Here is a 14,119-nt window from a genome sequence, read left to right as displayed (position 1 = left end):
CGGGTATTCCCTATGAACATCTCGAACGTCAGGCTCTTCCTTGAAGTCGTTGATGCGGGCAGTCTCAGCAAGGTCGCGGCGCGAAGGCAGACGGTGCAGTCGCACATCAGTCGGCAGATCAGCGACTTTGAATCGACCTTTGGCGGGGCGTTGTTCCGGCGCACAGGTCGGGGCGTGGCGCTTACCGAACTCGGCGCGCGCGCGGCATTGCGGCTGCGCTCTTGGCTTCAGGAAACAGAGCGTGTGGAGGAGGAATTGCGCGCCGAGTCGGGCAAGCTGCTCGGGGAAGTGCGGCTCGGCGTCATTCCCTCAGCCGCGCACCCGCTAATGACGCGCTTGTTCGAGCGATTGCAAGTCGAGCATCCCGGCATTCGTCTCAACATTGCCGAGTCTCAAGGCACTGAACTCGACACCATGCTGGACAGCGGAGCCGTCGATCTCGCCATCCTATTTCGCTTCAACCGCCCGAACGCGCGCGACGAAAAGCTGTTGAGCGTCGCGCACACCTACCTGGTGTCGGCACCGGGCGACGAGATCACGCAAGGGCCCACGGTGAACTTCTCGCGGCTGTCGGGCCTGCGGCTGATACTGCCCCGGCGCCCCAGCCATTGGCGAAATGCGCTCGACGAGGCCGCGCGCAGCCAGGGGTTCAAACTCGAACCGATCGCGGAGGCGGATTCATTGACGGTGCAGAAAGAACTGGTGGCCCACAGCCGGGGTCTGTATACGGTACTGGGCCCGTACTCGATCACCGCCGAGATTCAAGACGGCCTGCTGCAAGCCAGCAAGCTCGTCAAGCCCGACATGATCCGGCACGTCACGCTGGCGTTTCCAAAGCAGGGCAAGCTCTCGCCGGCCTGTCGCGTGGTCGCCGAAGTCATCCAGGAGTTGGTGGAGTCTTGGGGCAACCAGCTTACCGAGCTGGAACCTTTGGGATGAGCGCGATGAAGAGCCGCTTTCGCCCACATAGCCGCAGTGCAGCACTCAAGATTGACAGACTGCAACTGTTTAGGGTTGTGGGATACCTGCCCGGCAACCAGCCGGGCGTGGATCGGCCACGGCCTGAGGGCAGGTGTCGCACAAGCCTCGAGGGAGGAAACCGCGGACCAAGGCGCAGCGGTTGTTAGACGCAGGGGTCTATGGGGATTTGAGCAGCACGGTGCGGTGCTGGACGGGCACGCCGTGGTGATTGACGAGGTTGCTGGGCTCGCTTGGAGCCCAACCGTTGCGCGAGGAGTCCCAGCGCAGCAGCTCGTGCAGGCGGCCGCGGCTCTTGTTTGAACCGCCACGCGCGTGCGTGCCCAGCCGATGCAAGCCACTGGCTGATCGGCGCGAGGCGTGGTGTTGGTTTGTCGGCGGTCATCGCGGTGGCGGTGCGCGAATGGCCATGCCGCGCGTGAAGATCTGCACGATGCACATCGGGCTTGCACAGTGCCGGCAGATGAAGGTGGCAGCTGGCGGGGCCGACGCAGCAGTGTCACTGTCCGGCGCGACTGGCTCTGGGGCAACCTGCAGCAGCTCGCGCGCCAACGCCAGGCTGGCTTTGCGACAGCCGTTGGCCAGCAGGCCGTAGTGCCGGATGCGGTGCAAGCCTGCAGGCAGCACGTGCAACAGGAACCGGCGCATGAACTCCGCCGGCTCCAGCGTCATGGCCTTGTGGCGCGTCCTGCCCTTGGCGCGGTAGTCCTTCCAGCGGAACGTCACGCCGCGCGCGTCCATCGCAAGCAGCCGGCTGTTGGAGATCGCCACCCGGTGGGTGTAGCGCGACAGGTAGGCCAGCACGGCCTGCGGGCCGGCAAAGGGACGCTTGGCGTAGACCACCCACTCGACCTTGCGCAGCGGTGCCAGTCAGTTTTTGAAAGTGCGCGCATCGGCCAGTGCGGCGAGCTCGCCGAAGAACCGCAGCTTGCCACCGGCGTGCAGCCGCCCCAGCTCTTCGAGAAAGCGCCGCCGGAACAGTCTTGACAGCACCCGCACCGGCAGGAAGAAGCCAGGTCGGCACGGCACCCAGGTCTTGTCGTCGGTCGCGAGACCACCACCGGGCACGATGCCGTGCACATGCGGATGGTGGGTCAACGCCGAGCCCCAGGTGTGCAACACCAGCGTGGCGCCGATCCTGGCGCCCAGGTGCTTCGGATCGGCAGCGATGGTCTGCAATACCTCGGCCGCCAGATCGAACAACAGCCCATACAGCGCGGCCTTGTTCTGGTACGCCAGGTCTGCCACTTGCGCCGGCAGCGTGAACACCACGTGGTAATAATCCACCGGCAGCAGATCGACCTGCCGGGCCTCCAGCCAGCGCTGCGCCGCCGCGCTCTGGCACTTGGGGCAGTGCCGATTGCTGCACGTTCTGGAGAGCTCTCCAGAACGTGCATTATGGGGAGACTCCCAATACGGGGAGTTCGAGGAAGTCGAGGCGTGGTGTTTCCCTGGACTCGAGCGAGCGCTTGCCGCGCGCAGCTCACCATTTTTTCGGCGACCTGGGTACGGTCATCGAGCCATTCATGGCTCAACCCAACCCAGGAGATCTCAATGCTTGACAGCTACTTCCGCGCCCCCAAGACGCTCCGTCGCCTGCGTGCCGGCCCGAGTGCCCCGTACATCGACGGCTTCGCAGACTCGCTCGAACGCGATGGCTACGCTCACGCGAGCGCGGTTCGCTACCTGAGGTCGGCAGCTCACCTGGGCTGGTTCGTCTATCTCGAGGGTGACGCCTGGGCCGATGTCGATGCTGGAACGTTGGCGGCATTCGGGCGCCACTTTGCTCGCTGTCGCTGTCCGCGATCGAACGGCGGAGCGACCGGGTACCACGCGAGCTTCGGCGCGAAGCTGTTCCGCCGACATTTGGTTCGACTCGGAGTCTGCAAGGACCCTGTGATCTCAGACGCTGATCTCGCAGAGCCGGCGATCGTGACCGCCTTCAGGGATTGGCTGCGTGTGCATCGCGGGGCAAGCGACCCGACGCTGAGGCAGTACAGCCGCGGCGCCATCGAATTGATCCACGAACTCGGCGCCAATGTCGCGAGCTGGACTGCGCAGTCAGTACGGGACTTCCTTCTCGGGCGTGCCGCCAGGTGCGGGCCTCCTACCACGCAGAAGCTCATCACCTCGCTGCGGGCGTTCCTGCGCTACGTCAGCTTCGCGGGCGAGTCGCGTGACGACCTTGCTCTGGCTGTTCCCGCCGTGGCCAGCTGGCGGCTGGCACGGTTGCCAGGCTGTCTGTCGCAAAACGAACTGGCGCGCGTCATCGCGGCGTGCGATGGGATGACGCGAGGGCGGCTGCGCGACCGCGCGATCGTGTTGCTGTTGTCGCGGCTGGGCCTGCGCGCGGGGGACGTGGCTCAACTTCGTCTCGGCGACATCGACTGGCGCAATGGCATCTTGAGGGTGACGGGCAAGGGCCGCTATGAAGTGGGACTTCCCTTGCCGCAAGAAGTCGGTGATGCGCTGCTCGCCTATCTTGCACGCCGCCTGCCGGGCGGCGATTCGGATCACGTGTTCCTGCGCAGCCGGGCGCCGTCCACCCCGTTTGCCAACGGCGACGGCGTCTCTTCTGTGGTCAGGCACGCCCTGCAGCGCGCCGGCGTGAAGGCTCCGGTCAAGGGCGCCCATCTGCTGCGGCACACGGCGGCCACGCAGATGTTGCGCAGTGGCGTCCCGCTCGACCAGATCGGCTTGGTCCTGCGCCACCGCAGCATCGACATGAGCGCCTACTACGCCAAGGTCGATGTCGTCTTGCTTCGCGGCGTCGCTCAACCATGGCCGGGGACGCATCCATGATCGCCGCCATCGACCGGTACTTGGCCTTGCGACGCAGTGCAGGCTTCGTCTTGAGCAACGCGCAGTACCTGCTGCGCAGCTTTGCGGCCTTCGCCTCCGACCGTCAGCAACCACACATCCGCACGGCAACGGTGATCGACTGGGCCAGTCGAGCGCCGTCATCGGCTCAACGGCATACCCGCTACCAGACCGTCCGCCAGTTTGCAGAGCACGTGCGGATGGAAGACCCCCAACACGACCTGCCGCCGCCCAATCACTTCGGCCATAGCAAGTCCCGCCGCGTCCCTCGCATCTACACAGCCGCAGAGATCGATCGACTGATCATGGCTGCGACGGAGTTGTCTGCAGGTGACGCCCTTCGGCCGCAGACCTATGCGACGCTGATCAGCCTGCTTGCCGCAACCGGTCTGCGGATCTCCGAGGCCTTGCACTTGCGCTACGGCGACGTGACGCCGGACGGTCTCCTGATCCGCAAGACCAAGTTCCAGAAGACCCGGTTGGTGCCGCTGCATGAGACCGCAGTGGCGGGACTCGGGCGGTATCTGGCGCAGCGTCGCGCCCTGCGTCTCGCCACGGACCACGTGTTCGTCAACGAAGACGGTCGGCCACTGGAATACGGGACCGTGTACCGAGTCTTCGGCAGGCTGGCGCAGTCTGCGGGTATAGCGCCATTGCGCGGGCATCGCCCACGGCTCCACGAGCTCAGGCACACGTTCGCCCTGCGTGCACTGCAGTCAACGCCCGCCGGCCGCCAACGCATTGGACAGCACATGCTGGCGCTGACCACCTATCTCGGCCACGTCAGCATCGACTCGACCTATTGGTACTTGGAATCGACGCCGGAACTGTTGACCGACATCGCCGCAGCCGGCGAGGCCTATCTGAGCGGAGGTCACCCATGAGCTCCCTGGCGCCGCATATCGAGGCCTTTCTGCGCGAGCACCTTCCTCGCCATCGTGCCGCCAGTGCGCACACCTGCGATTCGTACGCTTACAGCTTCCAGTCGCTGTTCGAGTTCGCTGCCCGCAGGCTCAAGACGGTGCCATCGGCTCTGATGTTGGAGCAGCTGGACGCGCCTTTGATCGCCGCGTTTCTCGAGCATCTCGAGAGTGCACGCCGCAACTCGGCGCAAACGCGCAACATCCGTCTGGCGGCGATCCGATCGTTCTTCCGCTTTGTGCAGCATCGCGAACCCGGCGCGCTCGAGCAGACCCGCCGCATCCTCGCGATCCCCTACAAGAAGACCGACACCCGGCTGGTTGCCCACTTGGACAAAGCGGAGCTCCAAGCCTTGCTCGATGCGCCGGATCCGACGACCCGCGAAGGAATTCGCGATCGGGCCATGCTCCATGTGGCGGTCTGCGCCGGGCTGCGGGTCTCGGAATTGACGGGGTTGCGTATGTCCGGCGTCGCGGCGCAGTGCAAGAGCATTCACGTGCTTGGGAAGGGCCGTCGCGAGCGAGCCTTGCCCCTTTGGAAGCCGACAGCGTCGGCATTGCGAGCTTGGTTGTCCGTGCGCGGCGAGGTCGCCGCACCTGAAGTGTTCGTCAACGCGCGCGGCGAGCCCTTCAGTCGCTGGGGCGTCGCGTACGTCCTGCGCAGCCACGCCGATACCGCAAGTACCGCTTGCCCGTCGTTGCGCGGCAAGCAGATCTCGCCCCATGTCCTGAGGCACACCTGCGCGATGATCGTGCTGCAGGCGACGCAGGACATCCGCAAGGTCTCTCTGTGGCTGGGGCACAGCACCCTGGCCACGACCGAGATCTACGTTCGAGCCGACCCCAGCCAAAAGCTCGAGGCCATCGAGGCCGTCGTGCCGCCGCATCTGCGCAAGGGCAAGTTCAGGCCGCCGGACCGACTCATTGCGCTGCTCAGGACGAGGCATTAAATGGGGAGCGAATGGATGCGAGCGCCACGACTTGACGCGCCTTTGATCGCCGAACTCCCCGTATTGGGAGTCTCCCCATAAGGCACGAGTTGTAGGAAACCTGGTCCGTGCCGCACCCCTCGCAGCGCAGCACATGTCCACCCAGCGCCGCGCTGCGGCATTGTTCGATGGCCGACATGACCTTGAGCTGGCCCAGGCTCACGTGGCCGCGCTGGGCGGCACGCCAGGCTGGGCCGTGCTGATGAAAGACGTCGGCGACCTCCAGGACGGGCCGCTGCACAGCGACCTCAGGATGACGGCACAGGCTCCAGCGGGCCGATCACCTCGCGCAGCAGATCGGTGGCCACGTGGGTGTAGATCGCCGTCGTCTCCAGCCGCTTGTGGCCCAGCAGCACCTGGATCACGCGGATGTCCACCTTGCGCTCCAGCAGGTGTGTCGCGAACCCGTGGCGCAAGCTGTGCGTGGAGATTCGCTTGTCGATGCCGGCGGCCTCGGCGGCGGCGTGCACGGCGCGGTTGAGCTAGCGCGGCGTCAGTGGGTCGGTCGGATCCAAGCCAGGGAACAGCCAGCCGCCGGGCAGCATGCGGCCCTGCCTGTTGGCAATGCGCCACCACGAACGCAGGCGCTGCAGCAGCACCGGGCTGAGCATGGCGTAGCGGTCCTTGCGGCCCTTGCCTTGCTCCACCCGCAGCGTCATGCGCTCGCTGTCCACGTCGGTGACCTTCAGGTGGATGACTTCGCTGGCACGCAAGCCGGCGCCGTAAGCCACCGACAGCGCCGCCTGGTGCTTCACGTTGGAGGCAGCGGCGATCAGGCGGGAGACCTCCTGCGGGCTGAGCACCACCGGCAGTTTGTGCGGCAGCTTGACCGGGTGAATGCGGGCCATCAGTTCCAGCCGCTGCAGCGTGACGTCGAAGAAGAATCGCAGACCGGTGAGCGTGACGTTCAACGTCATCGGCGAGGCGCCTTCGTCGACCAAGTGGAGCTGAAAGTTGCGCAGGTCTTCCACGGTGGCCGTGTCCGGCGAGCGGTGCAGCCAGGCCGCCAGCTTGCGCACGGCGCGGATGTAGGCTTCCTGCGTGCGTGGTTCCAGTTTGCGCATGCGCATGTCTTCGAGCATGCGCTGGCGCAGCGGGGTGACCGCCGATGTGATCGTGTCCATGGTTACTGCTCCGTCGGTGAACGAGGCGGATTGCCTCGACATCGACGGTGGCACCAACGGGCCGATCAGTCGCCAGCGGGTTGCGCGAAGCGCTTACCGCGCGAGCGGTTTAGTCCTTCGGGCCCAAACCGGCTGTACGAATTTCTGCGAAGCGGACGTTTGGACAGGAAGCACATGATGCCTGCAGCGTGAGGCCGTCCAGCAGAACCTGATCTGGTCAAGCTCTGTATCGATAGGTAATGCTCCGCCGAAGGAAGCTGGTAGCAGCCGTCCTGTCCGCCGCGCCAGCTTCGTTCCTGTCATGACCTTCAGCTTCCCGACAAGTGGCAAGCGCAGGCTCAATCGGCCGCTACCTGCGCTGAACTTCCAACGCGCTGACCGCCACCGCCGGCTCGGGCGAAGCCGCAGGCAAGGCCAGCGCCTTGGCGATCGAAACCAGCGACACAGCCAGTCTTCCCGAGCTTTCCGCGTATTCGCGCTGCGCCTGCAGCAGGGTGCGCTGTGCATCCAACTGAACCAGGAAGTCAGTGAGCCCGTGTTCGTAGCGCACGCTGGCGAGCTGGTACGAATCGCGGCTGCTGCGCTCCTTCAGGGCGAGCTGGGCGTTGCGTTGGCGCTCTGCCGTGTACGCGCTCAGCGCATCGTCGATCTCGTGCCACGCCTTCAGCACCGTCTGCTGCCAGGCAACGGCCGCCTCCTGCTCCTGGAGCTTGCGCAGCGTCACCGTGGCGCGTCGGCGGCCGCCGTCGAAGACGGGCAGTTGCAGGCTCGGTCCGATCGACCATTGCCGGCTGCCCCAGTCGGTGAAGGTGCTCGCGTCCACCGAACTGAGTCCGGCGCTGGCGCCGATGGTGATGCGCGGATACAGGTCCGCCACGGCGACGCCGATGCTGGCGGTGGCTGCATGCAACTGTGCTTCCGCACGTTGTATGTCGGGACGGCGAAGCGCCACGTCCGATGGCAGGCCCAGGGACAGGTCAGGCAGCGCCGCAGCAGCAGCACCGACCGTGTCGGGCCGCGCTGCCAGTTCTGCCTGCAAGGCGCCGGGGCGCTCGCCGACCAGCAGGGTGATCTGGTTGATCTCCAGCGCTTCCTGCGACAGCAGTTGCGGCAAGCGGGCGCGAATGTCGGCGAGTTGCGCGTCCTGGCGCGTCACGTCGAGGTCGGTCGTGAGGCCGCCATCCGCCCGCGCCGAGACCAGCCTGCGCGTCTCCTCGCCTGCGGCAATATCGGAGCGCGCAATGCGCAGCTGGCTCTGCACCGAGCGCAGTTGGAAGTAGTGGCGCGCCAGCTCGGCTTGCACGCTGAGCTGTGCCTGCGCCAGCATCGCCTTCGACGCGGCTTCGTCGGCCGTCGCGGCCTCGATCGATCGGCGCACCCGGCCCCAGAAGTCCAGCTCCCACGACGCATCGAAACCGGCCTGGAACATATCGTGCGGGTCGCTCAACACCTTGACCAATTCATCGACGGAGCCCGGATTGATCGTACCGATGATGCGGCGGAAGTCGCCGTTCTCGCTCTCGCGAACACGCTGCACGCTGCCGCTTCCATTCACCTGCGGCCATTGCTGCGAACGCGCCACATCGCCCTGCACGCGGCTCTGGGCGAAGTGCAGGGCAGCAGTCTTCAGATCGTTGTTGGCGGCCATGGCCCTGGCTTGCAGGGCATCGAGCGTTGGGTCGGCAAAGCTGATCCAGCTGAATGGAGCGGCAGACGTCTGTTGCGGCGCGGCGGCAAGCTCGGCGCTGCCGCCGTGCCACACCGAAAAATCAGCAGGCGCGTCGGCGGCCGCTGCCTTGTAGTCGGGTCCCACGGCGCAGCCGGCGGCCAGCACGAGCGCCGCCAGGCTCACGGCGCGCAAGAGAGGAATGTAAGGATTCATGATGGTTCTCCTGGCGCGAGAAGGTGTGAAGATTTCGTAGCGAGGCCGCAGTAGAAATATTCATACCTTCGTCAGACGAGACGATTGCGAAAGAGCCACGCCGCCAAAGGCAGCGTGATGACTGCAATGATGAAAAGCGGAATCAGGTTGGTCCACACCGTGGCCATGCCGACGCCTTCGAGGTACACGCGCTGCACCAGGTCGATCGCAAAGCGCAGCGGGTTGGCCATGGTGGCGATCTGCAGTGCAGCAGGCATGTTGCTCACCGGCGTGGTGAGGCCCGACAGCAGCATCATCGGCATGATCAGCACGAAGGTGTAGAGCATGGCCTGCTGCATGTTGGCCGACACGGCGGAGATCGACAGGCCGATGCCCACGCTGGCCACCGTGAAGAAGGCCAGGCCCGCGTACAGCGTGAAGAGCGAGCCGGCCATCGGTATGCGAAACCACAGCGCCGTCACCAGCAGCACCAGCGTCGATTGCAGCAGCCCGATCAGCACGGGCGGAATGGCCTTGCCGATCATGATCTCGGTGGGCGATAGCGGCGTCACCAGCAACTGGTCGAAGGTGCCTTGCTCGCGCTCGCGCGCCACCGAAAGTGCAGTGAGCAGCAGCGTCTGGATCATGCTGAGCGCGGCGATCATGCCGGGCATGAAGTTCCAGCGTGTCGTGAGGTTGGGGTTGTACCAGGCGCGCGTCTCGATGCTGACCGGCGGCGGGCCGGCGCCGTGCCGCTCGCGCCATTCGGCGTTGAAGGAGTTGACGACCTGCGACACATAGCCCACGGCGGAACCGGCGGTGTTGGAGTTGCGCGCGTCGACGATGAGCTGGATCGACACGTTCTCGCCGGCTTGCAACTGTTGCTCGAAGCGCGGGCCGATGCCGACCACCAGCAGCACCTTGCCGGCGTTGACCGGCTCGGCGATCTCTGCCTGCGTGCGCAGCGTCATGGTGCGATGGAACACGCCCGTTCCGTCGAGCTTGGCGATGAGCGCAGTGGACGCGCCGCTGTGGTTCTGGTCGAGCAGCGCGTAGTCGATGCGGCTCAGGTCGTAGGTGGCCGCATAGCCGAACAGCAGGCTCTGCATGATCGAGGGCACGATGAGGATCACGCGCGTGGCGGGGTCCTTCAGGATGGCCAGTAGTTCCTTGCGGCACAGGTTGGCCACACGCAGGATGAAATCGATGAGCGAGGAGGACATGGGTCAGCCTGGAAAAAGCAGTGGGTGCACGGCGCCTTCACCCCTTCGCTGGACGTGATCGAATTTGAAGGCCTGAAAGTCCATGGCGTTTGTCCTCAGTCAAGGCGCTTGCGCGTGACGAAGCGCGCGACGGACAGGAGGCCCACCGCATAGACGAGCAGGATGGCGCAGTTGCGCGCCACCATCGGCCAGATGTTGCCGGCGAGGAAGAGCGAGCGGATCAGCTCCATGTAGTAGGTCGCAGGAAGGGCCTGTCCCACGATGCGAACGACAGTGGGCACGTTGCGCAGGTCGAACAGGAAGCCCGACAGCATCAGCGAAGGCAGGAAGCTGGAGATCAGCGCCACCTGGCTCGCGAGAAACTGGTTGCGCGTCACCGACGAGATGACCAGCCCCACCGCCACCGCCACGATCAGGTACAGCATCGAGCTGAACACGAGCACGGCCAGCGAGCCCACCATCGGCACGTGGAAGAGGAACTTCGACGCCAGCAGGCACAGCGCGAGCCCCAGCATGCCGATGCCAAAGTACGGAATGATCTTGGCCAGCAGGATCTCCACCGGTCGCACGGGCGTGACGAACAAGGCCTCCAGGGTGCCGCGCTCCCATTCGCGCGCCATCACCAGCGCCGTGAGAAAGGCGCCGACCAGCGTCATGATGAGCACGATGAGCCCCGGCACCAGATACCAGGTGCTGGTGTTGGCGCTGTTGAACCACAGCCGCTCGTCGATGGTGACCGCGCCGATGCCCGACGCGTTGGGCGCGCCCGCGGCCACACCGTCCAAATCGCCCTGGCGCACCGCGTTCTGTGCCAGCGCGGCGGTGGCGTAGCGCAGGATGATCGAGGCCTTGGCCGCGTCCGCGCCGTTGACCAGCACCTGAATGCGCGCACGGCCTTCGCCCAACCTGCTCGCGAAATCGGAGGGCACGCGCACGATGCCGTCCACCTTGTGGGCGCCCAGCAATACCTCGGCCTCCTTCATCGAGCCGAGCAACACGGGCGAAAGGTACGGCGTGAGCTGCAGGCCCGACACGGCCTGCATGGCAGTGGGCGAGCTGTCTTCCATCACCACCGCCAGCGGCGCGTTCTTGACATCGAGCGACAGGCCGAAGCCGAAGATCAGGATCAGCAGGATGGGCAGCAGGATGCCGATGGCCAGGCTGCTCGGGTCGCGCAGCAGTTGCCGCGTTTCCTTGCGCGTGAGCGCGACGAGGCGCGCGCCCGCCCCGCGGCTCATGCAACGGCCTCCTGCGGCGCGCGCGCCTTCTCGCGCGCCGTCTCTCGGGTCTTCTCACGCGCCTGCTCGACAATGCCGATGAAGGCGTCCTCCATGTTGCCGGCCTGGGTCCCGGCACGCGACCGCACTTCCTGCGGCGTGCCGATGGCCAGCAGCTTGCCGGCGTCCTGGATCACGATGCGATCGCAGTATTCCGCTTCTTCCATGAAGTGCGTGGTGATGATGATGGTGACGCCGGCCGCCGCGAGCGCGGTGATGCGCCGCCAGAATTCGCGCCGCGCGAGCGGATCGGTACCGCTGGTGGGCTCGTCGAGGAAAAGGATTTCCGGTTCGTGCAGCAGGCTGGTTGCCATCGCCAGGCGTTGCTTGAAGCCGCCGGGCAACTGGCCGCTGGCGGCGTCTTCCTGCCCCGCCAGGTCGAATTCATGCACGACGGCGCGCATGCGCTCGGCCAGCCGCTTGCCGCGCAAGCCATAGGCGCCGCCGAAGAAGCTCAGGTTCTCAGCCACGGTCAGGTTGCCGTAGAGCGCGAACTTCTGCGAGACGTAGCCGATCTTTGCGCGCGCCTGCGCCCTGGCGTGGCGCAGGTTGACACCCGCTACCTGCAGGAAGCCGCTGCTTGCGGGCAGCAGCCCGCAGAGCATGCGGAAGGTCGTCGTCTTGCCTGCGCCGTTGGGGCCGAGCAGGCCGAAGATTTCGCCGCGGCGCACATCAAAGCTGGTGCTGGCGACGGCGGTGAAATCGCCGAACGTGCGCACCAGGTCTTTCACCTCGATGACGACCTCTTGCTTGTCGGCTGCGGGCGTCGTTGCGACGGTGTTCAGCGCCGCGGGATTCCTCGGTGCCTTCTCGTTGGTCTGCTGCGTGCGCAGCAACACCATGAAGCCGTCCTCCAGCCGCGCAGGCGCCGGCTTGATTTGCGCGCCGTCGAGCAACGATTCGATCGCGCCCATCTCGATGTCCGGCCGGCGGATGAAGCGCACCTCGCCGCCTTCGGGCACCGCGTCGATCACTGCCTCAGGTGCATCGAGCAGCCGCGCCTGCAACGTGCGCGCGTGCATTCCTTCCTTCGGCCTCGCGACGAAGCACAGGCCTTTCGCGTTGTCACGGATCTGGCCGGGCGTTCCCTCGGCCACCAGCCTGGATTCGCGCATCACGAAGACCTGCGCGCAACGCTCGGCTTCGTCGAGGTAGGCGGTGCTCACGATCACGCTCAGGCGCTCCGCATCGACCAACTGCTGCACGATCTCCCACAGCTCGCGGCGCGACAGCGGATCGACGCCGACGGTCGGTTCGTCGAGCAGCAGCAATTCGGGCGACCGCACCAGCGTGCAGGCGAGGCCGAGCTTCTGCTTCATGCCGCCCGAGAGCTTGCCGGCCAGGCGGGATGTGAAGCGCGCGAGGTCCGTCATTCCGAGCAGGCGCGCGTAGCGCTCGCGCCGCACGTCTAGCGGCACGCCGTGCAGGTCTGAATACAGGTCGAGGTTCTCCTGCACGCTGAGGTCCTCGTACAGGCCGAAGCGTTGCGGCATGTAGCTGATGCGGTCCTGCACGGCCTGCGGGTCTTTCGCGACATCGACGCCCAGCACCTGCAACGCGCCGCTGTCGGGCAGCAGCAGGCCGGCGGCCAGTCGAAGCAATGTCGTCTTGCCGGAACCGTCCGGGCCGACCAGGGCGGTGAGCGATCCGGACGGCACGGTGATCGACAGGTCGTCGAGTGCGACGACGGGTGCGCGACCCTTCACGGCGAACTGCCTGTGCAGATTCGTCGCGATGAGCGCCGCGGCGCCGTCGGAGCTCACGGCCTGGCTCCCCCATTGGCAGCCGAGGCCGTGTCGGCGCGTGGCGCCAGTGCGATGCGAACCGTCGCCGGCATGCCAAGCCGCAACCTGTCCGCCGCATCGTCGGCCAGCACGCGCACCTCGTAGACCAGGCTGGTGCGCAGTTCCTCGGTCTGCACGGTCTTGGGCGTGAACTCGGCGACCGAGGAGATGTAGCCGACCTTGCCGTTGAGCGTCTCGTCCGGATGGCTGTCCGTGGCGATCGTGGCCGCCATGCCCGGCTTGATGCGGCCCAGGTCGGTTTCCGTCACATAGGCGCGCACCCATTTCGGATCGGTGATGGCCAGCGTGAAGACCGGCCGCTGCGGCGAGGCCATGTCGCCCGGTTCCATCAGGCGCGCACGCACCACCGCGTCGATCGGCGCCTTGAGTTCGGCTTGCGAGAGCTGGTGGTTGAGCAATGCGAGCGCGGCGTTCGACACGTCCAGCTGCGCCTGTGCCTGCGCAATGTCTTCCTTGCGCGGACCGGAGACGACCAGCTGCTGCCCCTTGCGTGCGCTGTCGAGCTGGGCTTGGGCGACCTTCACCCGGGCCTGCGCGCTGTCGAGGTCCTGCTGGCTCACCGCGCGGCCGGCCGTGGTCTGGCGGATCGATTGCAGGCGCTCCAGTTGCTGGCGCGCCAGCGCCGCATCGGCCGTTGCCGCGTCAGCCTGCGCACGGGACTGCGCGATCTCCTCGGGGCGGCTGCCGGACTGGAGCCGTCCGAGCGCCTGCTGCTGCACGCGGATCTGCGCCTGTGCCTGCGCGACGCGCAGTTGCAGGCTGCGCGTGTCCAGCGTGGCCAGCACCTGGCCGGCCTTGACGTGGTCTCCCTCCTGCACGGTGACCTTGTCGATGCGCTCGGCCTGGTCGAAGGCGAGCGACACCTGGCGCAAGTCGACGTTGCCGTAGAGCAGCAGCGTGCTGGTGTCGGCGGGCTTGCGGCCGGTGTACCACCAGGCGCCAGCGGCCACCGCGAGGAGCAGGACGGCGCCGGCGATGAGGGGTTTCTTGTTCATGGTGGACCCGGGGGATGGACTTGAAAGCATCCAGGCGTTGAAGTAGACTGAATTTTGATTGAATGTGAATTCAAATTCAAGTCAGAATTTGTTTCCCCAATCGCGTTTCCCGGACACCGACAGGGAC

At 66.0% G+C, this 14,119-nt stretch carries 9 protein-coding genes and 3 pseudogenes; 4 read left to right on the top strand and 8 right to left on the bottom strand.

All coding sequences use genetic code 11. From position 1 onward, the window contains the following. Window positions 1-12 precede the first annotated feature (12 nt). Entirely contained in the window at window positions 13-939 is a 927-nt protein-coding gene (locus HB681_RS16500) for a LysR family transcriptional regulator (RefSeq protein WP_213955927.1), read from the top strand. Between the two features lie 420 nt (window positions 940-1,359). Here HB681_RS16500 and HB681_RS16495 read toward each other — a convergent pair. Further along, window positions 1,360-2,349 (bottom strand): annotated as a pseudogene (locus tag HB681_RS16495) (IS91 family transposase); the annotation flags it as partial. Window positions 2,350-2,532: 183 nt separating this feature from the next. Here HB681_RS16495 and HB681_RS16490 point away from each other — a divergent pair. The 3 genes from HB681_RS16490 to HB681_RS16480 are packed head-to-tail and all read left to right on the top strand — an operon-like array spanning window position 2,533 to window position 5,668. Then, complete coding sequence (locus tag HB681_RS16490) at window positions 2,533-3,780, top strand: site-specific integrase (protein ID WP_213955926.1); 1,248 nt, start codon at window positions 2,533-2,535, stop codon at window positions 3,778-3,780. Then, window positions 3,777-4,682 carry a tyrosine-type recombinase/integrase gene (locus HB681_RS16485; protein ID WP_213955925.1) on the top strand — a complete coding sequence of 302 codons (906 nt, stop codon included), beginning with the start codon at window positions 3,777-3,779 and terminating at the stop codon, window positions 4,680-4,682. The genes HB681_RS16490 and HB681_RS16485 overlap by 4 nt, the downstream gene beginning before the upstream one ends. After that, window positions 4,679-5,668, top strand: coding sequence for a tyrosine-type recombinase/integrase (locus HB681_RS16480; protein WP_213955924.1), 990 nt, complete (start codon window positions 4,679-4,681; stop codon window positions 5,666-5,668). Before HB681_RS16485 ends, HB681_RS16480 begins: the two co-directional genes overlap by 4 nt. 82 nt (window positions 5,669-5,750) lie before the next feature. Here HB681_RS16480 and HB681_RS16475 read toward each other — a convergent pair. From HB681_RS16475 to HB681_RS16445, 7 genes and pseudogenes are all read right to left on the bottom strand, one after another. Further along, window positions 5,751-5,948 (bottom strand): annotated as a pseudogene (locus HB681_RS16475) (transposase zinc-binding domain-containing protein); the annotation flags it as partial. A 7-nt stretch (window positions 5,949-5,955) separates the two neighbouring features. Beyond that, window positions 5,956-6,831 (bottom strand): annotated as a pseudogene (locus HB681_RS16470) (site-specific integrase). Window positions 6,832-7,180: 349 nt separating this feature from the next. Next, window positions 7,181-8,713, bottom strand: a complete 1,533-nt coding sequence (locus HB681_RS16465) for an efflux transporter outer membrane subunit (protein ID WP_213955923.1) — start codon at window positions 8,711-8,713, stop codon at window positions 7,181-7,183. Window positions 8,714-8,784: 71 nt separating this feature from the next. Continuing rightward, the gene (locus HB681_RS16460) at window positions 8,785-9,915 is read right to left on the bottom strand and encodes an ABC transporter permease (protein WP_213955922.1); all 1,131 of its coding nucleotides are present in this window, start codon (window positions 9,913-9,915) and stop codon (window positions 8,785-8,787) included. A 95-nt stretch (window positions 9,916-10,010) separates the two neighbouring features. Further along, window positions 10,011-11,153, bottom strand: a complete 1,143-nt coding sequence (locus HB681_RS16455; RefSeq protein ID WP_213955921.1) for an ABC transporter permease — start codon at window positions 11,151-11,153, stop codon at window positions 10,011-10,013. After that, window positions 11,150-12,928 (bottom strand): ATP-binding cassette domain-containing protein, encoded by a 1,779-nt coding sequence (locus HB681_RS16450; protein ID WP_345944693.1) that lies wholly within the window; start codon window positions 12,926-12,928, stop codon window positions 11,150-11,152. Before HB681_RS16450 ends, HB681_RS16455 begins: the two co-directional genes overlap by 4 nt. Window positions 12,929-12,951: 23 nt before the next feature. Then, the gene (locus HB681_RS16445; protein ID WP_213955919.1) at window positions 12,952-13,992 is read right to left on the bottom strand and encodes an HlyD family efflux transporter periplasmic adaptor subunit; all 1,041 of its coding nucleotides are present in this window, start codon (window positions 13,990-13,992) and stop codon (window positions 12,952-12,954) included. Window positions 13,993-14,119 lie beyond the last annotated feature (127 nt).

Source organism: Variovorax sp. dw_954 (genome assembly GCF_018449755.1).
GTDB lineage: Bacteria > Pseudomonadota > Gammaproteobacteria > Burkholderiales > Burkholderiaceae_C > Variovorax.
This window is presented reverse-complemented; position numbering and strand designations above follow the sequence as displayed.